The organism is Paenibacillus dendritiformis (genome assembly GCF_015845845.1).
In the GTDB taxonomy this organism is placed as follows: Bacteria; Bacillota; Bacilli; order Paenibacillales; family Paenibacillaceae; genus Paenibacillus_B; species Paenibacillus_B dendritiformis_C.
Map to the genome: position 1 here is coordinate 36,274 of NZ_LDIG01000091.1, position 23,563 is coordinate 59,836.

Annotated in this window: 18 protein-coding genes and 1 riboswitch; of the genes, 7 read left to right on the forward strand and 11 right to left on the reverse strand. The window is 56.5% G+C overall.

Going from position 1 to position 23,563, the window contains the following annotated elements; all coding sequences use genetic code 11:
- Window positions 1-299: 299 nt before the first annotated feature.
- From ABD76_RS07050 to ABD76_RS07065, 4 genes are all read right to left on the reverse strand, one after another.
- Window positions 300-1,589, reverse strand: coding sequence for a Gfo/Idh/MocA family protein (locus ABD76_RS07050; protein WP_197255479.1), 1,290 nt, complete (start codon window positions 1,587-1,589; stop codon window positions 300-302).
- A 69-nt stretch (window positions 1,590-1,658) separates the two neighbouring features.
- Window positions 1,659-3,188: an extracellular solute-binding protein gene (locus ABD76_RS07055; protein ID WP_197255481.1), complete on the reverse strand. Its 1,530-nt coding sequence runs from the start codon at window positions 3,186-3,188 to the stop codon at window positions 1,659-1,661.
- A 56-nt stretch (window positions 3,189-3,244) separates the two neighbouring features.
- Window positions 3,245-4,126, reverse strand: coding sequence for a carbohydrate ABC transporter permease (locus tag ABD76_RS07060; RefSeq protein ID WP_197255483.1), 882 nt, complete (start codon window positions 4,124-4,126; stop codon window positions 3,245-3,247).
- A 47-nt stretch (window positions 4,127-4,173) separates the two neighbouring features.
- The gene (locus tag ABD76_RS07065) at window positions 4,174-5,154 is read right to left on the reverse strand and encodes an ABC transporter permease (RefSeq protein WP_197255485.1); all 981 of its coding nucleotides are present in this window, start codon (window positions 5,152-5,154) and stop codon (window positions 4,174-4,176) included.
- A 365-nt stretch (window positions 5,155-5,519) separates the two neighbouring features.
- Between ABD76_RS07065 and ABD76_RS07070 the strand changes: the two genes are divergently transcribed.
- The 3 genes from ABD76_RS07070 to ABD76_RS07080 all read left to right on the forward strand — a co-directional run bounded on the left by ABD76_RS07070 (window position 5,520) and on the right by ABD76_RS07080 (window position 9,692).
- Window positions 5,520-7,862: a helix-turn-helix domain-containing protein gene (locus tag ABD76_RS07070; RefSeq protein ID WP_242069423.1), complete on the forward strand. Its 2,343-nt coding sequence runs from the start codon at window positions 5,520-5,522 to the stop codon at window positions 7,860-7,862.
- 520 nt (window positions 7,863-8,382) lie between these two features.
- On the forward strand, window positions 8,383-8,928 hold the full coding sequence (locus ABD76_RS07075; protein ID WP_197255487.1) for a hypothetical protein: 546 nt from the start codon (window positions 8,383-8,385) through the stop codon (window positions 8,926-8,928).
- A gap of 77 nt (window positions 8,929-9,005) precedes the next feature.
- Window positions 9,006-9,692, forward strand: a complete 687-nt coding sequence (locus ABD76_RS07080) for a hypothetical protein (protein WP_197255489.1) — start codon at window positions 9,006-9,008, stop codon at window positions 9,690-9,692.
- Window positions 9,693-9,864: 172 nt separating this feature from the next.
- Here ABD76_RS07080 and ABD76_RS07085 read toward each other — a convergent pair whose 3' ends face one another.
- Window positions 9,865-10,614, reverse strand: coding sequence for an IclR family transcriptional regulator domain-containing protein (locus ABD76_RS07085; protein ID WP_197255491.1), 750 nt, complete (start codon window positions 10,612-10,614; stop codon window positions 9,865-9,867).
- Window positions 10,615-10,996: 382 nt separating this feature from the next.
- Here ABD76_RS07085 and ABD76_RS07090 point away from each other — a divergent pair, with 382 nt between their 5' ends.
- The 4 genes from ABD76_RS07090 (at window position 10,997) to ABD76_RS07105 (ending at window position 16,082) form a co-directional block, all read left to right on the forward strand.
- Entirely contained in the window at window positions 10,997-12,019 is a 1,023-nt protein-coding gene (locus ABD76_RS07090; protein WP_197255493.1) for an alpha/beta hydrolase, read from the forward strand.
- Between the two features lie 134 nt (window positions 12,020-12,153).
- Window positions 12,154-13,668, forward strand: coding sequence for a Fe-Mn family superoxide dismutase (locus tag ABD76_RS07095; protein WP_197255495.1), 1,515 nt, complete (start codon window positions 12,154-12,156; stop codon window positions 13,666-13,668).
- 207 nt (window positions 13,669-13,875) lie between these two features.
- Window positions 13,876-14,715: a DNA adenine methylase gene (locus tag ABD76_RS07100; protein WP_197255497.1), complete on the forward strand. Its 840-nt coding sequence runs from the start codon at window positions 13,876-13,878 to the stop codon at window positions 14,713-14,715.
- A 56-nt stretch (window positions 14,716-14,771) separates the two neighbouring features.
- Window positions 14,772-16,082 carry a type II restriction enzyme gene (locus ABD76_RS07105; protein WP_242069424.1) on the forward strand — a complete coding sequence of 437 codons (1,311 nt, stop codon included), beginning with the start codon at window positions 14,772-14,774 and terminating at the stop codon, window positions 16,080-16,082.
- A 143-nt stretch (window positions 16,083-16,225) separates the two neighbouring features.
- On the opposite strand, the gene ABD76_RS30160 is transcribed toward ABD76_RS07105, so the two are convergent.
- The 6 genes from ABD76_RS30160 to ABD76_RS07130 form a co-directional block, all read right to left on the reverse strand.
- A complete protein-coding gene (locus ABD76_RS30160) occupies window positions 16,226-16,357 on the reverse strand; it encodes a hypothetical protein (protein ID WP_275100792.1) in 132 nt (43 codons plus the stop codon).
- 134 nt (window positions 16,358-16,491) lie between these two features.
- Window positions 16,492-18,852 carry an RNA polymerase recycling motor HelD gene (gene helD, locus ABD76_RS07110; protein ID WP_197255499.1) on the reverse strand — a complete coding sequence of 787 codons (2,361 nt, stop codon included), beginning with the start codon at window positions 18,850-18,852 and terminating at the stop codon, window positions 16,492-16,494.
- 371 nt (window positions 18,853-19,223) lie between these two features.
- Window positions 19,224-20,996, reverse strand: a complete 1,773-nt coding sequence (gene ade / locus ABD76_RS07115) for an adenine deaminase (RefSeq protein WP_197255501.1) — start codon at window positions 20,994-20,996, stop codon at window positions 19,224-19,226.
- Between the two features lie 134 nt (window positions 20,997-21,130).
- Window positions 21,131-21,232: riboswitch (purine riboswitch) on the reverse strand.
- Between the two features lie 158 nt (window positions 21,233-21,390).
- Window positions 21,391-22,452, reverse strand: a complete 1,062-nt coding sequence (locus ABD76_RS07120) for a DUF7309 domain-containing protein (protein ID WP_168182709.1) — start codon at window positions 22,450-22,452, stop codon at window positions 21,391-21,393.
- A gap of 162 nt (window positions 22,453-22,614) precedes the next feature.
- Window positions 22,615-23,208, reverse strand: coding sequence for a GTP cyclohydrolase I FolE (gene folE, locus ABD76_RS07125; RefSeq protein ID WP_197255503.1), 594 nt, complete (start codon window positions 23,206-23,208; stop codon window positions 22,615-22,617).
- A 53-nt stretch (window positions 23,209-23,261) separates the two neighbouring features.
- Window positions 23,262-23,468 (reverse strand): YneF family protein, encoded by a 207-nt coding sequence (locus tag ABD76_RS07130; protein ID WP_168180073.1) that lies wholly within the window; start codon window positions 23,466-23,468, stop codon window positions 23,262-23,264.
- Between the last annotated feature and the right edge of the window lie 95 nt (window positions 23,469-23,563).

A 23,563-nucleotide genomic window follows, 5' to 3' on the forward strand; every position in this document is an offset into this window, starting at 1 on the left:
GATGCATCTTTGCAGGAATTCAAACAAATATACCCTCTACCGGCACAAAATGATGCATTTTTGCAGGATTGCGGTCGGTGTCGATGGTGCAAGCGAGGAAAAAACAAAAGCGATCATCCCCGTATCAACTCAGGGATGATCGCTTATTCACACGTGATTGTCTCGCTTTCCCTCTACTAATTCTAATTCGACTGCATCCTCTACTTCACGCTCGCTTGCACGGCGGCCAGCATAGCGCCCGCAAGCCGGCCATGCAGCGCTTGCATCTGCCGGCGGCCGCCCTGCTCGCTTCCGCCGCCTTACGCCTTCCTCGCCGGGACCGCGCCCGCCAACTCGTCGTACATCGCTTGCAGGTCGATGACCTGGCCGCCCTGAAGGCGGGACTGCTCGGCCGCGAAGGCCATCAGATGGCTGCGCACGGATACCGAGGCGGAGGACAGGCTCTCTGTGCCGGAACTGGAGCCGAATGCGCGCACTTCCTTCAGGAACGAGCGCACGATGCCCGAATCGCCGCCGCCGTGGCCCGTGATGGACGGAGCGAACTGCACGACGCGCTTCTCCTTCGTCACGAAGTCGGTGATCGTGAACGAGTCATCCTCCATATTGCCGCGGATGTCGCCCTTCGTGCCCATCACCTGGACGATGCGCGTGTTATCGTGCGTGAACCCGCACATGCTGAACATCGCGGTCGCTCCGCTCGCGAATTCAAGATTGACGACCTGATGGTCGACGACGTTGTTGTCCGTCTGATAGACGCAGCGCCCGTACGGACCTTCCCAGAGCGCCTTCAGGATGCCTTCCTTCGTGTAGTCATCCGTAATCTTGCGCGCCCAGTCAATGCCCTCGCCAAGATAATAACGCGGCGCATGGTACTGGCAGGTCAGCTCCGCCGGACAGCCCTCGATGCAGCGGGCCGGCGCCCCTTCCGGCTTATTCCCTGCATGGAAATGCATCAGCGAGCCGAACGAGCTGACCCGCACGCAGGGCTCATTCATCAGATACGCCAAAATATCCATGTCATGGCATGATTTCTGCAAAATCATCGGGCTCGATTCGTCGCTGTTGCGCCAATTGCCTCGGACGAAGCTGTGCGACATATGCATATTGCCCACATTCTCGTTCAATTGAATGGACACGATATCTCCGATCGCGCCGTGATCGATCTCCCGCTTCATCGCCGACCAGAACGACGTGTAGCGCAGCACATGGCATATCGTCAGCAGCCGATTATGCTTCTTCGCCGCCAGCTCCATCTCGACGCATTCCCGCGGATCCGGCGACATCGGCTTCTCCAGCAGCACATGATAGCCGAGCTCCAGCGCCCGCAGCGTCGGCTCATAATGCATGCGGTCCATCGTGCAGATGATGGCCACATCGGCACGCCGGCCCCCTTCCAGGATCGCTTCCCATGTCTCGAACTGCTGCGCTTCGCTGAGACCGAACTGCTCGGCGAAGGCTTGCCGCCGCTCGGCATTCGGATCGGCAACGCCGACAAGCTGCAGCTCGTGCGGGTTATCGAGGGCATACGGCGAATAAGCGCGCGCGCCCCGGTCGCCTGCGCCAATGACAATGGCTGTAATCGGATTCATATGACATCTCTCCTTTGGATGACGCAGAGAAACGCCAGCACAAAGCGGCGTTCCCCCGGCATACTCTGCTTATTTTGCTTGGGCGGCTTGGTAAGCCTGATTCATTTCGTCAATAACTTTGAGTAAATATTTATCTTTTTTGATTGTTTCGATAAATTTATCATACTCCTCAATCGTCTCTTTGCCAATAATTACTTTTGTACGCATATCGTCAACTTTTTTCTTGATCTCCGGAAAATAGCGATTATACGCATCCGAGTAAAGGCCGCGCTCCGGTTCCGGCACGACATGCTTCTTCCGCTCGTTCACGATCTCGACGTTGCGCTCGTACAGATCGTCTGGCATGCCGACGGCCCCGATCGCCATATCGTCGCTGATCAGATGGAAAAGGCTCGACATGTTGCCGTCTCCCGTCAAATCCTTTTTCGCCTGCTCCGTAGGCACGATTTTTCCGTTCTCTTCCTTATAATGGATGTCCTTGAGGCCATAATAGGCCAAAATATTCCCTTCCGGACTGTTCCCGTAATCGAACAGCTCCAGAATTTTCTTCACTTTATCTTCCGGCACCTTCTTCGGAATCAGATAGACGCCGTAGTACGAGGCGCCGGATGGCGTATATTTATAGCCGTTCGGATTCTCCAGATATGGCAGCGGATACAGATCCGCCTTCGGTTCGATGTCGCGCAGCATTTTACCGGTTACCCAGACATGGTTCATGGACAGGCCCGTGCCGCCGACCTTGCCGCTGCGGAACGCATCCAGTATTTGCGAAAATTTCAAAGTGGCGAAATCTTTCGGGAACAAGCCTGCATCATATGCTTTCTTAATCCACAGCAGCGCGTCGCGCGAGGCGTCTTCCGTAATAATCGGCACGAGCTGGCCGTCCTTCAGCTTCCAGTTGCCCTGCGTCTCGTTGTAAATATTGTAGACGAAGGCCATCGAGCTCGGAGAGGCCGCATACGGAATCTCATCCGCCTGTCCGTTGCCGTTCGGATCCTTCTCCTTGAACGCCCTCAGCACATCGAACAGGGAGTCGAGCGACGTCGGCGCCTCCAGATTCAGCGCATCGAGCCAGTCTTTGCGGAGCATCGCGAAGGCGCCGCCTCCGAAGCTGGGATAATAGCGCGGAATGACGTAATTTTTGCCATCCACCTTCGTCTCGTCCCACATCGATGCCTTGACCCCGTCCGTCAGGTTCGGGTAGTCCTTGATAAATGGCGTCAAATCCCAGAAGACGCCCTGTTTGATCATTTTTTGGAGCTGCGCGTTGTTGAGCGTCTCCACGAAGACGACATCCGGCATATCGCCGGAAGCGAGCATGACATTGACCTTGTCCTCGATTGTCGTCGGCGTCAGCCAAGTGATGTCCAGCTCCGTATTGGTGCGCTTCTCAAGCTCTTTCCAGATCGGGCTGCTGTTGTTGACCATGTCTGTCGCATAGTTCAACGTCTGAATCGAGATCTTCGTCGGACCGTCTCCTCCGGACGAATCGCTCTTGCCTCCGCCGCCGCATGCCGTCAGCAGCAGCGAGCAGGCGAGCAGAATGAGCATCGATGTTTTCAATGCGGAAGCCAGCTTGCGTGGTTGGTTGCAAATCATCGTGGACCCTCCTTTTTTACGTGAACATGCTTCTTTTTTTGTGCATCCTTATCTCGTCATTCTTTGACAGAGCCGACCATCGCTCCCTTGGCGAAATGCTTCTGCAAGAATGGATACACCATCATAATCGGCAGCGTCGCAATGACGACCGCGGCCATTTTGAGCGTCTCGGTCGGCATCTGGCGGTTCACATGGAAGTCCATGCCTCCGCCCGTGCCCCCGCCCATCGCCGTCGGATCGACCAGCATGTTCTGCAGGAGCACCTGCAGCGGCCATTTGCTCTGGTCGTTGATGAACATGAGCGCATTGAAGTACGTGTTCCAGTAGCCTACCGCGAAGAAAAGGCCGAAGGCGACCAGCGCCGGCAGGGACAGCGGAAGCATAATGCGCCAGAACACCCCGATCTCGTTGCAGCCGTCGATGCGGCCGGCTTCCTCCAGGCTGTCCGGGATGCTGTCGAAGAACCCCTTCATCAGCAGCACGTACCAGGCGCTCGTCAAGCTTGGCAAAATCAGTGACCAGACGCTGTCGATCAGGCCGAGATTGCGGACGACCAGATACAGCGGCACGAGCCCCGGCTGGAACAAAAACGTAATCAGAATCATCATCATAATGGCTTTGCGGAAGCGCAGCCGTTTGCGGGACAGCGCATAAGCGAGGCCTCCCGTAACGATGAGGCTGAACGCGGTCCCCGCGGTCGCCAGGAAGGCGCTGATTGCGAGCGAGCTCATGAACAGCCCGTTGGACAGCAAATATTTATAAGCGTCCAGCGTCCACTGCTCCGGGAACAGGATCAACGGCCGCGTGTAATATTCCGTCGGATCCGTGAATGACAGCACAATCGTATAGTAAATGGGGAATACGGTGGCGATACTGAACAGAATCAACACCGTCGCGTTGCCCGCCTGGAACAACCGATCCCGCCACTGTTCTCTCATGGCATTCGACCCCTCTCCTGCTTTTCTAATAGAGACTATTCAATAAGTTAGTACAGACTATCTTGACCGAACCGCTTCGCCACCTTGTTCGCCGCCACGACGAGAATGACGCCGACGACCGACTTGAATAGCCCGATGGCCGTGCTGTAGCTGAATTCGCCCTGCTTGATCCCGATGCGGTACACATAGGTATCGAACACATCCGCCACATGGGTTACTGCCGAGTTCATCATCAGATAAATCTGCTCGAAGCCGGTGTCCATAATCGTTCCCAAGCGAAGAATGAACAAAATCATGATGACGTTGCGCATGCCCGGCAGCGTAATATGCCAGATGCGGCGCATCCGCCCCGCTCCGTCCATGACGGCCGCTTCATACAGCTGCGGATCGATGCCGGCGATCGCCGCCAGGAAGATAATCGTGCCCCAGCCGACTTCCTTCCATATCGATTGCGCCGTCAGCAAGCCCCAGAAATAATTCGGGTTGGACAAAATGTCGACCGTCTCCTTGCCCATCGAGACGAGCATCTTGTTCATGAGCCCCTCCGATTGGGAGAACATAAGGAACGTCAAGCCGTAAATAAGCACCCAGGACAGAAAATGCGGAATATAAATGAGCGACTGCACCGTGCGCTTCAACACCGAGTTCCGCACCTCGTTCAGCATGAGGGACAGAATGATCGGCGCCGGAAAAAAGAAAAGAAGATTCAGGAAGCTGATGGCCAGCGTATTCCGCAGCAGCATATAAAAATCTTCATTGGCAAAAAAACGGCTGAAATGCTCGAACCCGACCCAGGGACTGCCCGTGACGCCGAAGTACGGAGAGTAATCCTGGAAGGCAATGACCAGATTCGTAATCGGAATGTACTTGAAAATCAGAAAAAACAGCAGGCCCGGCAGGGCTAACACATATAAATACTTGTCGCGCTTCAGATCGGACCATAGCTTGCGCTTGCCGGCACGAGCATGGGCACGGGGCGCAGGACCTGCTGTTCGCTCGGCGGCGATATTCGTTGGCTGTGAGCTCATCGGTCATCCTCGCTTTCTATTCGAATCGAAGCTTCATGGCTTGGTAGTGCTAATGTAAACGCTGTCATCATTCCGTGCAATTTGACTTTTTTTCCAGCTTGGCTTTATCCCTTTGCCGCTATGACGGACAAGGCCGAGAAGCCGCGTCCTGCCTGGACGGAGCGCCGCCGCAGCGTACTGCCGGACCGATGCGATTTCCGGCCGTTGCACTTTTTTTTCCGGCTTCCTCCGGCGATTATTCCTCCTTTTCCAACGGAACAATTTCGATTGGAAGCCTTTTCAACCCGCATATCATTCAGTATGATGAAGACAACGGCATCCGGACTTCCGCGATGCGAATCCGCTGCATGATGGGAGGATAACCGTTGAGACGGCAATGGATAAGCCTGTTGTCTTCGAAAGGCGTGTTTTATTGGAAGACCATCGCGATGGCTGTGCTGTTGACCTGTCTGCCGCTGACGGTCATCAGCGCGGCTTATTTATATATCGGGAACCAGCATATGGTGAACCAGTTCCAGCAGAAAAACGAGGACGCGCTCCGGGATGCGGCGAAGCAGATTGACGAGCAATTCTCCCAGCTTGTCCAATATGCGCTGAATATGGTCGTGAAGCCGCATTTCAAGCCGTCCGTGTCGGATATGGATTTCGGGCTTCAATTCGAGGAGACGCTCCAGCTGCTTGATACGCTGACCTTGATTGAAAATGCCGATCCGCTGATCGACCAGGTGTACCTGTACGTGCAAAAGCAAAACAAAGTGCTGCAGCCTTCTCTCGGCCTTCGCACGCTGGAGGATCCGCAGGATGCCGACCGCTGGAGCCGGCTTCTGCAGGAGGAGAAGGGCATCTACTGGGTGCATGATCTCGTGCGGCCGTTCGCCAAGGGCGGCGCGCCGCACGCGATCGTTCTCAAGCTCCCGTTCAACGGATCGGCATCGTTCGGCGCTATCGTCATCTACATCAATCCGTCGAAGCTGCATATCTTCGCCAATACGGACAACCTGTCGTATGTACTGGACGCGGAGGGGCATGTGATCGGCCATTCCGCGAAGACGGCGGAGCATCCGGACGCCCTGCCGCTCATTCTTGAGCATCTGCAGGAAGAGCCTGCCCCGGCCGAACCGGGACGTCTTCCTCCGCCGCGAACATGGCAGATGCCGATCGAAGGCGGGGACTCGCTGCTCGTCAACACCGTCTCCTTCGAGAAAATGGGCGGAACGTGGACCTACATCGCGGGAACCCCGCTGTCGATCATTACGGCCCCTACCCGGCCGTATACCCATGTCGTGCTCGTCCTGTGGGCCTGCGCCCTGCTGGCCGCGCTCGCGCTCAGCTGGTTCGCTTCGCGCCGGATGTACCGGCCGATTCGCAGGGTCGTCACGATGCTCGGCGGCTGGCGGACGCCGGAGTCGGCGGTCCATAATGAACTCGACTATATCGAGAAGGAATGGAAGCAGTACCGGTTCGCGAACGAGACGCTGCAGAGCCGCCTCGATCAATCCATTCCTTCCGTGCGCGAAGCGTTCATCAACCAGTTCGTGACCGGCCAGGCTTCGCACCTGAGCGAGCGGGAGATTCGCGAGAAGCTGAAGCTGCTGCAGGTAAATATCGAAGGGAAGCGCTTCGCGGCCGTCGTCGTGCAGCCGCATGCGTTGGGGGATGGCCGGGAGCCGTTCTCCGACCGGGATGAGCATCTGATGGCATACGCGGCCATCAATATCGTGCAGGAGCTGTCCGAGCAGGCGGCCGATTACGTCCACCTGATCAACTTCCTCGACGGCTCCTTCGGCGCCGTGCTTATCCTGCCGGAGCCGGGACCGGGGGCGGAGCCGGACGAATCCCGGCACCGGATCGAGCAGCTCTGCGATCAATGTCTGCGCGCCCTGCGCGATGTCCTCCGGCTGGAGGCGACGATCGTCGTAAGCGGGCCGACTTCGTCCTGGCTTGACGTGCCGTATGCGGTCGAGCAGGCGCGGCGGGCCCTGCGGCACCGCACCTTCGATTCCGGCAGCCAACTGCTGGATGCGGAGCAGGTCCTGTCCCGGACGACAGGCAGCGTCGAATTCCCGCTGGAGCTGGAGCAGGACATCATTCACGCCCTCAATATGGGCCTGGAAGAGGAAGCCGCGCAAGGGGTGGAGCAGTTCGTCACCGCCCTCCATGCCGGCGGAGCGGCCGAATGGCTGATCCATCAGGCCTTGATGCGGCTCGTCGGCAACATTCACCGGGCCATGCTCCAGGCCGGGCACAACCCGTATGCGGTCTTCGACGCCGCGGGTCTGCAGGAGGAGCTGAACGGGCTGCGCGACACCCGCGCCTGCCTGGCCTGGTTCCACGCCCGCATCATCAAGCCGTACATCGCCTCGCTGAACAAGAGCTACAGCGCGACCATGAAGCGGCTGGTCGAGGAGATGCTGGAGCGCATCGGCCACGATTATATGAGCGACTTGTCGCTCGATACCGTCGCCGCGGAGGCCGGCGTGAGCGCATCCCAGCTCAGCAAGGCCTTCAAGCAGATGACCGGCTCCAACTATGTCGATTACTTGACGTCGCTCAAGATGAACAAATGCAAGGAGCTTCTCCTGACAACCGATATGAAAATCAACGAGATCGCGGAATCGGTCGGCTATCAGCCCTCTTACTTCAACCGGATGTTCAAGAAGCTGGAAGGCATGACGCCTGGCCAATACCGGCAGCGGCATGCCGGATAAGCTCATCCCCGCGCGGAGAAGAGGCTGCTCCCTCCACTCGTGGTTCCCGGTGCGGAGAGCCTGCCAGTGCCTGACTTCGGATTCATAGCGCACACGGGCCGGTCAAGGGTTTCATCCCTGATCGGCCCGTTTGTTTATGCGTTCTCCCAATACAGCACGGTATTGAGGCAGATAACGTAAAAATTTCACTTTGTAATACTTGATAGAATCGATAGCAACTTCAAAACGATTGAAAGGGGAAGATCTTCATGGACAAGAACTTAGTGCAAACACGCTTACAGTAGTTTCTACGTAATTTAGTTTTCAGGAAGCGATGAGGAGTTTATTTGTGTGAAAATTACTTTATCAATAGATTGAAACAACTTTTTTCTTTTAAAGAAATTTATGGTGGCATATAGATACAGAAGGTGAATCTTTGTTTTCTTGAACGACTTTCGGACACCGAGTATCTTTTAACATTTTAAGAGAATAAGGAGAATCTCTTTAACCAAACTATTAAAAGAATAAAGGAGCGATCTCAATGAAAAAAATTTTTTTCATGCTTCTCTTTATATTCTCTACTATTTTGGTCAGTTGTACTACTCAAAAAGGAGTTATTCCTCAACCTGGAGATTCAAGTGAACCCTCTGTTGCTTTAAGGATAGTTGTAATAGGAGATGATCAAATTGAAGGAATTGATAATGTCAATTTCGTGAATACAACTCTTCAAGATCTGGTTAAAGACGAAAATCAACAATTTGATGGATTAATCATCTCTAAAGAAAACTTTGAAGAAGCAGCAAAAAAACAATATAAAGAGTTTTTTAAAAATATAAAATATCCTGTGTTCTTCCTGGGAACAGAAAACATATTAACAGCTGTGTTTCATGAAGATAAACTTACCTTAGAAGATGCAAAAATAGGTGGCTGGGGACCTTATGCTTCTGGTTTTGTCCGTGTCGAAGGTGGATACAACGAGTGGGCTTTATATCTACCTAATAATTCAACAACCAATGATAAAGATAAAAGTATTATATTACGAATCACTAACATCCTTCAAAAACATAAAAAGGACAAAAAGGAATAAAAAATGTTATATGTTTGCTTTTTCCATATTTTGATCTATGATGAATATATCCCATAAAAAAAGGAGGATGTATTCAAATGAATAAGAAACTGAGTATTGTTTTAAAGCTTGCTTTAAGTTGTGCTTTAACTATTGGAGTAATTCTTTCTTTTCCCCTCCCTTCCTATTCTCAAAGTGTATCTGAAGGTACTAAAGAACTTCTAGATGAAGGTTTTATTGACTTAAATAATCTTGATAAGCTTGATGGAAACATAACTGTTCGTGATGTGAGCTATGACTCGGCAATTGCTAGTATTGCAAAGTTACAGGGAATTTCAATAGAAGAAGCCAAGAGAATACATCCCGATAAAACTTCACAGGGATTACATAAGGGATTACGAAATCTAACTTCCAATGTATGGATTAAGGAGATTAGTATTGAACAACAAGTAACGCTTCTTTATAAACCAACTTTGAAAATATATGCTTATTATTATAACTCAGGATCCTTTAGACAATTTCAAGAAATTATTTCTGTTCAATTAGATCGTAACTCATTTATTGGCACAAAACAATTTTCCGGGAATTTAGAAGCTGAAATCCCGACAAACAATCCTACTCAAATGTGGTGGCTTATCAATGGAGATTTCTATGATAACGGTACAACGACTATATCAGGAAGTATTACTGCTGGAGGTTTGATTTGGAAAGGAACCGGTACGGTTCAATATGCTAGCAATCATTTTGAATATTGGTATAATACAGGACATTATTCTCTTTATTAAATCATTTGTACAGATTTATAATTATTCATTAAAATTCTTCAATCAAACCAGTTCCTCCCTATTTCTGAATTCCTCCTACGAGAAGAAACTTGCACATTAATGATGTAGCCGCCCATCGTCGCTACGATAGTTACGATGGGCGGCTTTTGGCGTACTCAGGCAAAGCGGCAGGTTATCCGATCGAGCGCAGCATCGTCGCCATTCGGCTGGCCGCCTCCGTCAGCTGCGGCGCATACGCCTCCAGCGTCTCAAGCGACATCCGGCTGACCGGGCCGGAGACCGACAAGGCCGCCGCCAGCTTGCCGCTGCGGTCGAATATCGGCACCGAGACCGCGGCCGCGCCCGGCTCGCGCTCCTCGATGCTTACCGCGTACCCTTTGCGGCGCACCTCATCGAGCTGCCGCATACACGCTTCGCTGTCTACACTGGGCGGCCAGAAGGCATCCCGAAGCGCCGCTTCGCGCTCGGCCGGATCGGCGAAGGCGAGCAGCACCTTGCTCGACGCGCCGACGAACAGCGGCAGCCGCGCCCCGACCGGGGCCACCCGCCGAATCGCCTGGTTGCTCTGGACCGCCTGAATGCGAATCCGGTCCGAGCCGTCGCGCACATATAGGCTGACCGTCTCGCCCAGCCGGTCGCGCAGGGCCTCCATCTCGGGAAGCAGCAGTTGAGCGGCGTCGCCGACCTGCGTCAGGTGGGCGGACAGCTCCCATATGCGGTATCCGAGGCGGTACTTGTCGCCGTTGCGCAGCACGAAGCCGCGATCCTCCAGCGTCGTGAGCAGCCGGTGCACGGTGCTCTTATTCAAGTTGACCCGTGCCGCCAGTTCGGTCAAGCTCATCTCATACTGCTCCGTGAAACACATCAAAATATCGAGCGCCCGTTCCACGGCACGGACGGTTAATTTCCCTCGTTCCTCCACGTCATCTCCCTCTTTCGTTCCATTGAGTGAAACTACGTTACATCTAGTATAACCCGCTTTTCCGATGCCGTAAAGGGACGGACCGCCATTCGTCACTCCGACCAACGTCCCTGATTTCGACATTTTTTACAACCGGATTGCAATGTTACGGGACGATTACAATCACCTTACAAATCACGCACTTTTATTGACGTTATGCGGCTCGCGGCATACGATAGTACTACATTTCGGATAATATGAAACGCTTTCACTATCAAGCTATCATTTGACCTAACCAAGACTTTCGCTCTAGTTAATGTCAGTTTATGTCGAAGTTTATGTCGAAACCTCGCTTTGCGAGTTTTTCTCCCTTTTCCCGCACATCCAGAAGGAGGTCATGCCCATGAGCACACCTGTCGTCACATCACCCGCGCTTCAACCGGAATGGATCGGACCCTCGGGTCTGGCTCCTGCAGCCGCACGCCGCATCCGCCTGAAGCATATCGTGATCGCCTTGTCCTTGTCGACGGTGTTCGCCGCATCGGTCATCTTCCTCACACTGCACGGCTTTATCGCCTGGATGTTCGCGAATCCGCAGGTGCCTCCGCTCTTCTCCAATCCGTTGGAGGCCAAGGGAATGCCTTACGAGACGGTGACCTTTCCGGCGGCCGACGGCCATACGCTCGTCGACGGCTGGTATATTCCTTCGGACTCCGCTTCGTCGCGCACGATCATTTTCAGCCACGGCTATGGCGCGAACCGCGAAGAATATTGGGTTCCGATGTACGATCTGGCCCAGTTCGCCCATCGGCTTGACTATAACGTCATCATGTTCGATTACGGCTTCGCCTCGGAGCAGCACAAGACAACCGCCACCGGGGGCAAGCTGGAGAAGGAGCAACTGCTTGGCGCCGTGAACCTGGCCAAGGAACGGGGAGCCTCCCACATCGTCGTCTGGGCCTTCTCGATGGGAGCCGGCACCGCCCTCCAGGCCGCGCTGTTGACCGAGGACATCGACGCGATGATTCTGGACAGCACCTTCCTGCTGGAGCCGGATACGCTGTACCACAATCTGAAGCAGTACGTCCCGCTGCCGAAGCATCCGTCGCTCGATCTGCTGCGCTTCTTCTTCCCGGCGTTGAACGGCACCAGCCTGGCGCAGATCCCGTACAACGAAGTGAAGGCAACCAGCTACGAGATGCCGACGCTCATCATTCACGGTACCGCGGATACGAAGGCGCCGTACGAGATTGCCGAGCAGATTGCGGCTCGTCAGAGCAACAAGCTGTCGGAATCCTGGATCGTCCCCAATGTGCAGCATGAGCTTATCTACCGCACGCATCGCAAAGACTATCTCGGCAAGGCCGTCGCATTTCTGAGCGCAGCCTACCGCGCCGATGCCGCATCAATCATCGCCCGCCCGTAAGCCTTATGGCTTGCGGGTTTTTTGCGCTTCGCCGGGGCGGCGGGAGAAGCATAGGCCAACCAGTGGGCGGAATAGGCTAGATACAAGAGGTTATGGATGCGAGTCTGCATTGACATGTAAAGGAGGGACGCTCGTTGGAGTACATATATGGGTCACTGATGCCCGTCCGCGTGCTGGAAGAGATCGTATTTTGGAAAAAACAAGAGCGCGAGCACATCGAGGTCATTCTCGCCATCGTGCCGCAGCTTGAGCCGGAATATGTTCAAGTGCTCCGGGAATGGGAGCCGGTCTTCACCAAGACCGAGGAAGCGGCCTCGGCCTGGCTCCAGTTCATTCTGTCGCAAGGAGGAAGCACCCCTCCCGATACGATGCACAAGATCGAGCTGCTGCTCAAGGCGTCCGTCTATCAATCCGAGCAGTTCGTGAAGCATCTGGAGACGATGAAGCAGTACAGCCGCGCGGTGCAGAGCGTGCCGCTCGCCCCGATCGTATTCGATCATATCGCCGATGAATCCGTCTATTTCCTGAACGTCGTGCACGCCCTGAAAGAGAAACCCCTGTCTTCCTTCACTTCCCCGGACGTTCCGGGGGCGGATGCGGCGCAACCCGGCCACGCCGTGCAGCCGAAGGCGTTCATCCACGAAGCCCCATCCTTCGATAGCGGCAGCAGCTCCGATGCGCCGGCGGAAGCGGAATTTCCCTTGACAACCTATGACAGGGAACCCGAGGAGAATTTCCACGCTCAAGAGGGAATCGCAGCGCAATCGCCTGATTCGGGCATTCTGGCATACATCGGTACGGCTCAGACGCCCCAGACGGCCCAAGCACCGCAAGCGCCTCATGGGGGACAGGAGGCCAAGCCCGTGCCGGAGCATGGCGAAGCCCGAACCGCCCCGGAAGACGCCTCCCTCGGCAGCGCATCGTACCGTGATCGGCCGTATGCCCCGACGGGCGGATGGCCGCCCGGCCACCCTCAGCATCAGCCGCCGGTGCCGCAGTACTATTTGCGGGCGGAGCCCGACTCCGTCCCGATCGGCGGCCACACGCTGCCGCCATTGCCGTATCCGTATGACGCATTGGAGCCGTATATCGACGAGACGACGATGCGGGTCCATCACGACAAACACCATCAGAGCTATGTCGACGGCTTGAACCAGGCCGAGCGCGCATTGGCGGAAGCGCGGCGCACCGGCCGCTTCGATCTGGTGAAGCACTGGGAAAGAGAGCTTGCATTCCACGGAGGCGGCCACTATTTGCACACGATTTTCTGGAATACGATGAATCCGGTGGGCGGCGGCCAGCCGACCGGGGATCTGCTGGACCAGATTACGCAAGATTTCGGGAGTTTCAAGGCGTTCAAAATGCATTTCTCCAAGGCTGCGGAGAAGGTAGAGGGCGGCGGCTGGACGATTCTGGTCTGGAGTCCGCGCAGCCGCCGCTTGGAGATTTTGCAGGCGGAGAAGCATCAGAATCTGTCGCAGTGGGACGTCATCCCGCTCCTTCCGATCGACGTATGGGAGCACGCCTACTATTTGAAGCACAAGAACGAGCGGGCCAAATATATCGAGGATTGGTGGCATGTCGTCAACTGGCCCGCGGTCGACGAACGGTTCCAGGCGGCGCGGACTCTGGTATGGAAACCGTATTAGTACCAGGGCGATCGCTGATTCCGCGGGCAAGCGGTCTGCAGCCGATTTTCGATATTGCGTCTTCTCCCTCCCGTTCGGTACAATAGAAGAGGATACGCGAACTTACGTGCGGCCTTCAGGCCGCCTTTTTTTTGCGTGAGGAGAGACTGCCCCGCCTGCGGGCGAGCAAGTCCTCACGACGCAGATAACCGACAGGGGTGAAGGGCAATGTTGAAACCGATACTCAAATGGGCGGGAGGCAAGCGCCAACTGCTCCCCGACATCCGCCGCCGTCTGCCGCGCCTCGACTGGTCGCAGGCGGCCTATTACGAGCCGTTCATCGGGGGCGCCGCGCTGCTGTTCGATCTGATGCCGCCGCGCGCCTTCATCAACGACGTGAACGGCGAGCTGATCAATCTGTACGAGACGATTCGCCGCGAGCCGGAAGCGCTTATCGACGCGCTGCGGGTTCACCGGAACGAAGAGAGCTATTACTATGAGGTCCGCTCCTGGGATCGGAATCCGGAGGAATACGCCCGGCTGGACGCCGTTACCCGGGCCGCCCGTCTCGTCTATTTGAACCGGACATGCTATAACGGCCTGTACCGGGTCAACGCGAAGGGACAGAACAACGTTCCCTTCGGGCGCTACAAGCAGCCGGATATCGTCCAGGAAGAGACGATCCGCGCCTTGGCGTCCTATCTCCAATCGGCGGATATCGCCATGACCGTCGGCGACTTCGAGCAGGCCGTGGAAGCGGCGCAGGCGGGAGACTTCGTCTACTTCGATCCGCCGTACGACGTCCTGACCAAGACGGCTGCCTTCACCTCCTATGCGAAGGACGGCTTCGGACGGGACGAGCAGCTCCGGCTGGCCAACCTGTTCCGCGAGCTGGACGGACGCGGCGTCTACGTGATGCTGTCGAATCATGCGACAGACTATATTCGCGAGCTGTATGACGGCTTCCCGCTCCATATCGTGCAGGCCCGGCGCAATATCAATTCCAAGGCGACCGCCCGCGGCGCGGTGGACGAGGTGCTTGTCATGAATTATCAACCCGAAGAATAAGGCCGGAACGGGGACGACTCCGGGAACATGAGAAAAACTCAGGGGGGAATGAAGGAATGGCGGCGAGCCGGCTGCGAAAAAAAGATCTCATCTGGGAGAAACTGTTTGACCGCTACGATATTTTGCAGCAAGTGAACGCCAACGGGTATTTCGATATTACGAGCCAGCAGATTAACGGGCTGGAGCCCGGGGTGCAGGCACGAATCCAGTGCAAGTTCGATTCTTCCGGCGAGCTGTCGCCCTGCTTCTCCCGTCACGGGCTCGGCATTTTGCCCGTATCGAACGGACATTACACGATCGCCCGCTTCCCGATCTTCCATCCGCTGGAGGATATCGAGAGGCTTCCGGTTCGCCGGGCCTACTGGCGCTTCCCGTCCTTCGAGACGGTGCAGGCGGACGGCAGCAGCTCCACAAGCGAAGCCAATGCGCTGCATACCGCCCATATGAGCGACATGCTCCACCGCTTCCGCGGCCTCGACCCGGCAGAGCCGCTCGAGCTGACCTTCAGCGGACGAATGCGGTCCCCCGCCTTCTCCTTCCATGTGGGGAGCTATCCGCGTCCGCTTCAGGTAGAACGAAGCCAGCAGATGGAGATTGATGCCGGCTTCGAATCGAACCGCGAGATTCTGATACTGGAAGCGAAGAACAGCATTCCGCAGGATTTCTGCGTGCGCCAGCTCTACTACCCGTACCGCGCCTTGCGTTCGCGCCCGCAGTTGACGAAGCCGGTCATTCCGATCTATTTCTTGTATTCGGACGGCGTCTATTATTTATTCGAATACCGCTTCCGGGATCCGATGCGCTATGATTCCCTCGCCTTGGTGCGCGCAGCCGCCTATCGCATTGAAGGCGGGCTGTCCAAGGAAAGGGTGCTCGCCATCGCGGAGGCCACCCCGGCCGGCGCGGAGCCGGAGGGCGTGCCGTTCCCGCAGGCGAACTCGTTCGAGCGCATCATCAATCTGCTAGAGCTGCTGGCGGAGGAGGATTTGCTCAAGTCCGACATCGAACGGCTGTACCGGTTCGATAAGAGGCAATCGGACTATTACGCGAATGCCGGCGTCTACCTCGATCTGGCGGAGACCTGCCGAACGCCCGAAGGAACGGCCGTCCGCCTGACCGGAGAAGGCCGCGCCCTGATGCAGCTCACGGTGCAGGAGCGGCATGAGGCGCTTCTGCGCAAGCTGTTCGCCAGACCGGCCATCCGCGACATTCTGCTCGCCTGCCTGGCGCGGGGCGAAGCGATTCCCGAAGCGGAAGCGATGAATAGGATGCATCGGCATGGCATCGAGCTGAATCCGTCGACCCAGCGCAGGCGCGCCCAGTCGATCCTGGCCTGGTACGGCTGGCTTGCACGTCTGATAGGGTGAAGCCCCTTGTGTCCAAGCGGAAGAGGAATCAAGGCCAGGGGCGCCGCCTCCTCTTCTCCCGCATGGCCCGTTTCTGCCGGGAGGCGGTTGCCTATGCCGCCCCCGGCATTCACTTCGCCCGGATGCCGCTGTCCCCCTCTCCCTTAATCCAGCTTGTAGCGTTCCTTGGCCCGCTTCACCGCCTCCTCCACCTTGTCCCTCCGGGGCAGCTTCGAATTGATCCGCAGCAGAAGCAGCAGATTGCACACCAGCAGCACGATTATAATCAGCCCCATCACCATCCTTCCCCCTCCCTTCCCTATGTACAAAAAGCTGCCGGCCGCGCCGCATGGACCAATGGCGGCGATCCCATGCAGCGCAAGGCAGCTTATATTTTGCTTCCGTTCGATTCACCAAGCCGGCTCCCGATTCAGGCCTGTGCCTGCCCTTCGTCCGCTCCCGCAAGCGCGGCTTCCAGCCAAGGACTCGGCCGCCCCATATAGTAGATATGCAGCTCATGCATCGCCCGCGTGCACGCCACGTACAGCAGCTTGCGCTCGCTCTCCCGGCCGTAGCCTTCGTCAGATGCATTATACAGCACGACGGCATCGAACTCGACGCCCTTGGCCAGGTAAGACGGAATAACGAGCGCGCCGGCTTCGAAGGTGACCGTCTCCTGGTCAACGAGCCGCAGCGGCACAAGATCCTTCAAGGCCTCGTACGCCTCGCGGCTCTCCTGAGCGGTCGTGCAGAGCAGAGCGACATTGCGGTGCCCGGCGGCGAGCAGTTCGCGCATCCGCGCGGCAACCTGAGCATGCAATTCCTCCCTGTCCTGCAATCCCGTCAGCGTCGGCGCCGGGCCTTCGCGCTCGAACGTATCGATCCGCTCACCGCCCGGAATGATGCGGCGGGCCAGTTCCATGATCGGCCGGGTCGAACGATAGCTTCGGGTCAATTGGAACGACTCCGTCTCCCCGTCCGGGAACACTTCCGCCAACGCCGGCAGCGGCACCGCCGCCGCTCCTTCGGCATGCGGGTAAATCGCCTGGTCCGCATCCCCCAGCACCGTGAACCGGGCCCGAGGGAACAGGCGCTTGAGGAAATGAAGCTGGAAGACCCCATAGTCTTGGCCTTCGTCCACGAACACATGCCGGATCGACGTATTCGTATGGAAGCCTTCCAGACATTCATTCAAATACAAGTATGGCGTCGCATCCTCTACGGACATCTCGCCCCGGCTCACCCGTTCGGCCGTCAGGGCGCAGATGCCGGCCCAGCGCTCAGGCAGCCCCTCTTCTCCGGCCAGACTGGCCGCGAAGTCCGGACTGGCGAACAATTGCGTGTAGATGGCCGGCATATCGACGAAGCGGAATCGCTTGATGTCCGCGCGCAGCGGCTTGAAGCGCTCATTCACGATTTGGCGGGCCAGCCATTCGCGCTCGCGATCGAAGTCATCGAACGTCTCCTCCGTAAATCTTTCCCGGCGCTGCAGTTCCTGGAACGCCCTCACATAATCCTCATTGTCGAGCAGCTCGATTTCTTCCTCCACCCAGACCGCTTTCCGTTCCCGGCGGGCGGCGGCGGCCAGCTCGCCCCGGAGCCATTCCGCCAGCTGGCTCAGCCTATTCGGGATCGACAGGGACGAATCCAGTTCATAAAATTGCCGCAGCATCGCTTCTCCCGATATAAGCGTCCGCTCCTGGAAGCGAAGATCGCGGAACCGCATGCCTTCCTGCCCGAGCCGCTCCACATAGCGCCCGATCAGCCGGAAGAAAGCCGTCCCCGCTTTATAGCGAATCCCTTCCATTCGCGCCGCGTATTCCGGTTGCTCCCCGGCGCTCAGCGCATATTCCATCTGCTCGGCCGGGTGCTCCAGGCGGAAGGAATCGGCCAATCGATGCTCGACGTACTCCTGATATGTCGTCTGCCGCATATTCCGTTCCCCCAATTCCGGCAGGACGGTCGAGACATAGCGGTTGAACATCGGATTCGGCGAGAACAGCACGATCTCATCGGCCTGCAGCGTATCCCGATACCGGTACAGCAAATACGCAATCCGCTGCAGAGCGGTCGACGTCTTGCCGCTGCCCGCCGGGCCGGTGACGATCATAAGCCGCTTCTGCTCGTTGCGGATGATGCGGTTCTGTTCGCTTTGAATCGTGGCAACGATGCTTTTCAGATGGGCGCTGGACGGCCGGCTGAGGATTTCCCGCAGCAGCTCGTCGCCAATGGTAAGGCCCGTATCGAACATGCCCCGGAACCGGCCGTCCGTGATGATGAATTGGCGCTTGAGCCCCATCTCTCCCGACAGGCGGCCGACCGGCGTCTCATAGTGGGCCGGGCCCGGCGAATAGTCATAATACAGGCTGGACACGGGTGCCCGCCAATCATAGACGAGGAAGTTGTCGTCCTTATCCCGGAACGAGCCGATCCCGATATATACCCGTTCTGCCTCCGCTTCCCCTTCTTCCCGGAAATCGATCCGCGCAAAATAAGGGGACTTCGCCATCCGTCTCCACACATCAAGCTGCTGGGCGGCATGAAGATGCCTGCGCTCGCGCTCCGCCAATACCTCCGCCTGCTGCTTCAGGCTGGCATGCGTCTCGATGGCTTCATTCGCGTCATCCAGATTGACCTTGACGTCGTCCCAGAACTCGCGTCGGATGTCCACGACTTCGCGCTTGACCGCGCCCATCTCTTCCTGCAGCGGAAGGATGCGCCGCTCAATTTTCTCCATTACCTCGACAGCCCGCGCTTCCTCCAACTGCCATTCCCGATGATTCGGGTCCATATTATCACCCGCTTTAATATAGATTACGATTTGCGGCACCGGGTTGCCGAACCAGTTGACAACGCCCCGTGCGTTATGATATTATATATTTGGGTAAAAATATATTTGTTCATCATAACCTTATGCCGCATCTGATATCGTACCATAGGATGGATGCGGCTGCAAGCGTTGGACAAGCTATCAAGCATGCTTGATATTACATAGACAGCCTATTTCTGGCGATGTTTCCATGAAACGAATGACCGGAGGAGTCAATCTCCCCCGGTCTTTTTTATTGCGTCGATTTCCAATCTTCCAATCTTCCGAGCTTCCAAACTTATTGCGAGATTTTTCTGATGAATCGGATGAAAAGGGGGTCGTCTGCCGTATTGTCACCGCGCTGCGGATTCCGCGGCGCGGCTCTCCTCCGTGACCGGAATATGCTTGAAAGCCCCGAAATCGAATAAGCCCATATCCGTCAGCTTCAGTTCGGGTATGACGGGCAAGCATAGGAACGACAGCGTAACAAAAGGATTGAATTCACTGGAAGCGCCAATTCGCCCCAAAGCCTGGTGGAGCCGTTCCATATGATGGAGCACCACGGCATAATCGCTGGCCGACATTAAGCCTGCCACCCGCAGCTCGATCGCCGCGATCACTTCGCCATCGCTTGCGACGACCAATCCGCCCTCCATGTCGCGCAGCGCCTGGATGGCCGTCAGCATATCCCGATCGTTGCTGCCGGCCACGACGAGGTTGTGGGAATCATGCGCCACGGTGGAGGCGATCGCTCCGCATTGAATGCCGAATCCCTTGACGATGCCCAGTCCGATGCATCCGGTATGATGATGCCGCTCCAACACGGCGATCTTCAATTGATCCTTGGCCACGGAAGGGCGGAAGCAGCCATCCTCCACTTCGACCTCTTCCACGAGACGAGTCGTGATGAGGCTGTTCGGATTGATGCCGATAATATGGCAGCGGCGCTCCCCCTGCAGCCGGATTTGCAGATCCCGCTCCGTTATCTCGGGCAGGTTGACCGTCTTCAACAGCTTGGCCGGGATTTCGGCGGCTTGCGGCTGAGGTCCGGTATATTGACCGTGCTCGCCCACCAGCCTCCCGGCTTTGTACACTTGGGCAATCGTCAGGCGCTCCAGATCGTCGAGCAGCAAGAAGTCGGCCTCGTACCCGGGGGCGATCGCGCCTTTGGCCGGCAATCCGTAGCATTCGGCCGCATTCAGGGAAGCCATCTGGATCGCCTGCAGCGGATCAAGCCCGCAGCGTATGGCCAGACGCGCATTATGATCGACGCTGCCCTCCCGCACCAGCTCGTCCAAATGCTTGTCGTCGGTGCAGAACACGCAGCGGCGCGCGTTGCTGGCGGTCACGGCCGGGATGAGCGCTTCGACATCCTTGGCAACCGAGCCTTCGCGGATCATGACATACATGCCGCGCCGCAGGCGCGCCTTGGCTTCCTCGGCCGTGACGCACTCATGATCGTTGCGAATGCCGACTGCCCGGTACACATTGATGGCCTCTTCATCCAGTCCGGCGCCGTGACCGTCAATCCGTCCGCCATGCCGATGCGAGGATACCAATTTGTCCAGCATGCCGTCATCGCCGCGCCTCACGGAGGGATAATCCATCACCTCGGCCAATCCCAATACCCGAGGGTGAGCGTAGAATGGATCCAGGCTGGCCGCATCGAGAACGGCTCCGGCATGCTCGAACGGCGTGCAAGGAACGCAGGACGGCAGCATGATATATACATCGAGCGGCAGATTCTCGGAAGCGTCCAGCATATATTGAATGCCGTCCGTCCCGGCCACATTCGCGATTTCATGCGGATCGGCGATGACGGTCGTCACGCCGTGAGGTAAGACGACGCGAGCGAATTCGGCCGGCGTGACCATGGCGGATTCAATATGAACATGCGTGTCGATGAAGGACGGGGCGATGTAGCGTCCCTCCGCATCGATGACGCGGGCGCCTTCATAGCTGCCGCCGATGCCGATGATCATGCCGTCCACAATCGCGACATCCCCTTCGATAATCTCGAGATTGAAGACATCGACGATTTTTCCGTTCGTAATGACGAGGTCGGCAGGCGCCGTTCCGGCGGCTGCGGCAATCCGCTTGCTCCAATGTTGCTTGCTCCAATTCATGCGATTTCACATTCCTTTGCTTTTTGTAGGATACTGGCGCGATCCGGGTACAACAAAAAAACTCTAGTCCAGCAACTAGAGTTTGACGACAAGGAGCAAGAACAGCCTGTCCCAGCGGGGATCCATCCTCCGCGGCAGGCTTTCTCTTTCCTCGTAGTCAAACTATTTACGGTAGTTTGGTAGAAACGAATGGACCATATTTCCAAAATTATACGAAGACTATCCTATTCAATTCTCTACATTGTATCGGCCGGCCCTGTTTCCGTCAATGGATGCATAGGAAGTAAACAAATGCCTGCCCAAAAAACCGGTCTTCATCGAAAAAAGGGCCAGTTAAAGAGGATCCTTAACCGGCCCGGTGGCTCATGCGCATCCTGCAAGCTCCCGCTTGGAATCAAGCTTCGTGTTGCGCGAAATAGTCGAACAGATCCGCCTGGGCCTCCTCCAGATAGACGAGGCGCGGCTCGCGTTCGATTTTGATTTTCAGGCGCTGCGCCGTCTTCTCGAACAGATCGAGGCCTTCGTTCGACCGGATAATGAGCTTTTGCGGGCGCGCCCCTTTCTCCTCGATTAATTTAATCATATGATCAATGAATTCCTGCTCGAAATTTCCTTCATAAGCGACATGGAAGCCGACCGCGCTGCGGGTCTGCCGATCCACCCACAGGCAGAGCCGCGGGTAATACGGCCGCTCGGCCTCGCCCTGCACCGCGACGGGAGCGAAGAAATAATCGGTCTCCCACTGCCCCCGCTTCTCCGGAATGCGGCGCACCAGGTCCGTCAGCTTCGCGTCGTCGCTGTATTCATACTTCGCCGGACGCTTCAGGACGAATTCGGGATCGCGCCAGCCTTCGCTCCATTCCCCGTTCTCCTGCGCGCGGACCAACAGTTGGCCGGAGACCGGCGGCACGAGCAGCCGATCGTCCTTCTTGCATCGGGCGGCCAGGTCCACCGCTTGCTCCAAGGCGTTCGTCAGGAAGCGGACCTGCTTCCGGTCAAGCGTCCATGGTACAAGCCCCGGGTCATAGGCCCGGAACAGCGGCCAAGCGTTGCGGCCGCGAAAGCGGAAGCCAAGCTCTTTGATTTGCGCCAGATCCTGCTTGTCCAGATCGGTCCGATCCTCGAATGTCACCATCATGCACTTTTGCCGGTTCAGCCAAGCATATTGATCATCCTGCTCCAGCATCATGTCCTGCAGGCTCTCCAGCCCTTCGGCGCCGCGGAAAACGGCCAGGCCGAACAGCTCTTCGTTCGATCCCATAATGGTGCAGTAGCCCACCTCTCCATCCTCCGGGTTGCATACGCCGAAGATCTCGGAGTCGGACACCCACTTCCAGCTTCCTTGCTTCTTGAAGGCTGCCGCCGCTTCATAGAGGCGATGCCATTCCGCCTGCTCTTCGGTTAACTCCACCGCTTCTTCATTGCGTTCCGTCTGTTCTACATCCGTTTTTGCCATAGAATTTCCTTCGTCCTCCTCTTCCTTGCTGCGCTCTGCCGCAAGCGCGCATCAATCCAAAACGCCGCGCCTCTCTCAACATTGCCGGCAAGCCAAGCAAAAAACCCGCCCCTTTGCCCGGAACGGGTTCCATTGGTTCTGCTCAAACCCTAAAGCACCAATTTACTGCTTAATCAGTGACAAAAATTCCGCGCGCTGCGCCGCATCGTCCTTGAAGCTGCCCCGCGTCGACATCGTAACCGTCTTGCTGCCGGGCTTCTTGACGCCGCGGGAACACATGCATAAATGCTCGCCCTCCACGACCACCATCACGCCGTGCGGCTTCAACACTTCTTCCATAATATCCGCGATTTCCGACGTGACCCGTTCCTGCACCTGCAGACGGCGCGTGACCGCTTCGACCAGCCGCGCCAGCTTGCTCAGGCCGGCAACCTGTCCGCTTGGAATATAGCCGATATGCACCTTGCCGAAGAAAGGCGCCATATGATGCTCGCACAAGCTGTAGTACGTAATGTCCTTCACGATGACGAGCTCCTCATGGGCTTCGTCGAAGGTGACCCCGAGCACGTCGCGCGGGTCGACCTCATACCCGCCGAAGATCTCTTCGTACATGCGGGTGACACGCGCCGGCGTCTCCTTCAGGCCTTCCCGATCGACGTCCTCGCCGATCAGCCTTAAAATTTCTTTTACGTGATGTTCGATCTTCTCGCGGTTCTCACCGACTTTTGAATTGACATAGTCTTTCAAGCCAGCCATAATTGTGCCTCCTCCCGCCTAACGTGCCCATGGACGCGGGCCGTTCCGTTATTTCATTTTCTCTTGTTTTTTTGCATCATTTTCTGAGCTTGCTGCATCTGCTTGGCATTCAAATTATAGCCCATTTGTTTCGCCATTTTTTGCAGCATTTGCGGATCCGATTGCATCTTCTCCATCTGCTTGCGCAGGTAGAACACCCCGCCGGCAAAGCCGATAATGACACCCACGATGAGTGCGATAATCCCTACAACCCAAATCATCTGCTTATGGTCACCCCAACAAAAAATTAGTTAGATGAGGTTATTCAAAAAACCGTCTTTTCGAGGAAACCCGGCTTTTGAACACTCACTTCGAT

Excerpts from the sequence above, each read along its gene's own strand:
- ABD76_RS07050 (WP_197255479.1), bottom strand. The coding sequence starts at position 1,589 with ATGAATCCGATTACAGCCATTGTCATTGGCGCAGGCGACCGGGGCGCG.
- ABD76_RS07090 (WP_197255493.1), top strand. The coding sequence starts at position 10,997 with ATGAGCACACCTGTCGTCACATCACCCGCGCTTCAACCGGAATGGATC.
- ABD76_RS07105 (WP_242069424.1), top strand. The coding sequence starts at position 14,772 with ATGGCGGCGAGCCGGCTGCGAAAAAAAGATCTCATCTGGGAGAAACTG.
- ABD76_RS07075 (WP_197255487.1), top strand. The coding sequence starts at position 8,383 with ATGAAAAAAATTTTTTTCATGCTTCTCTTTATATTCTCTACTATTTTG.
- folE (WP_197255503.1), bottom strand. The coding sequence starts at position 23,208 with ATGGCTGGCTTGAAAGACTATGTCAATTCAAAAGTCGGTGAGAACCGC.
- ade (WP_197255501.1), bottom strand. The coding sequence starts at position 20,996 with ATGAATTGGAGCAAGCAACATTGGAGCAAGCGGATTGCCGCAGCCGCC.
- ABD76_RS07100 (WP_197255497.1), top strand. The coding sequence starts at position 13,876 with ATGTTGAAACCGATACTCAAATGGGCGGGAGGCAAGCGCCAACTGCTC.
- ABD76_RS30160 (WP_275100792.1), bottom strand. The coding sequence starts at position 16,357 with ATGGGGCTGATTATAATCGTGCTGCTGGTGTGCAATCTGCTGCTTCTG.
- ABD76_RS07120 (WP_168182709.1), bottom strand. The coding sequence starts at position 22,452 with ATGGCAAAAACGGATGTAGAACAGACGGAACGCAATGAAGAAGCGGTG.
- ABD76_RS07080 (WP_197255489.1), top strand. The coding sequence starts at position 9,006 with ATGAATAAGAAACTGAGTATTGTTTTAAAGCTTGCTTTAAGTTGTGCT.
- helD (WP_197255499.1), bottom strand. The coding sequence starts at position 18,852 with ATGGACCCGAATCATCGGGAATGGCAGTTGGAGGAAGCGCGGGCTGTC.
- ABD76_RS07060 (WP_197255483.1), bottom strand. The coding sequence starts at position 4,126 with ATGAGAGAACAGTGGCGGGATCGGTTGTTCCAGGCGGGCAACGCGACG.
- ABD76_RS07055 (WP_197255481.1), bottom strand. The coding sequence starts at position 3,188 with ATGATTTGCAACCAACCACGCAAGCTGGCTTCCGCATTGAAAACATCG.
- ABD76_RS07130 (WP_168180073.1), bottom strand. The coding sequence starts at position 23,468 with ATGATTTGGGTTGTAGGGATTATCGCACTCATCGTGGGTGTCATTATC.
- ABD76_RS07065 (WP_197255485.1), bottom strand. The coding sequence starts at position 5,154 with ATGAGCTCACAGCCAACGAATATCGCCGCCGAGCGAACAGCAGGTCCT.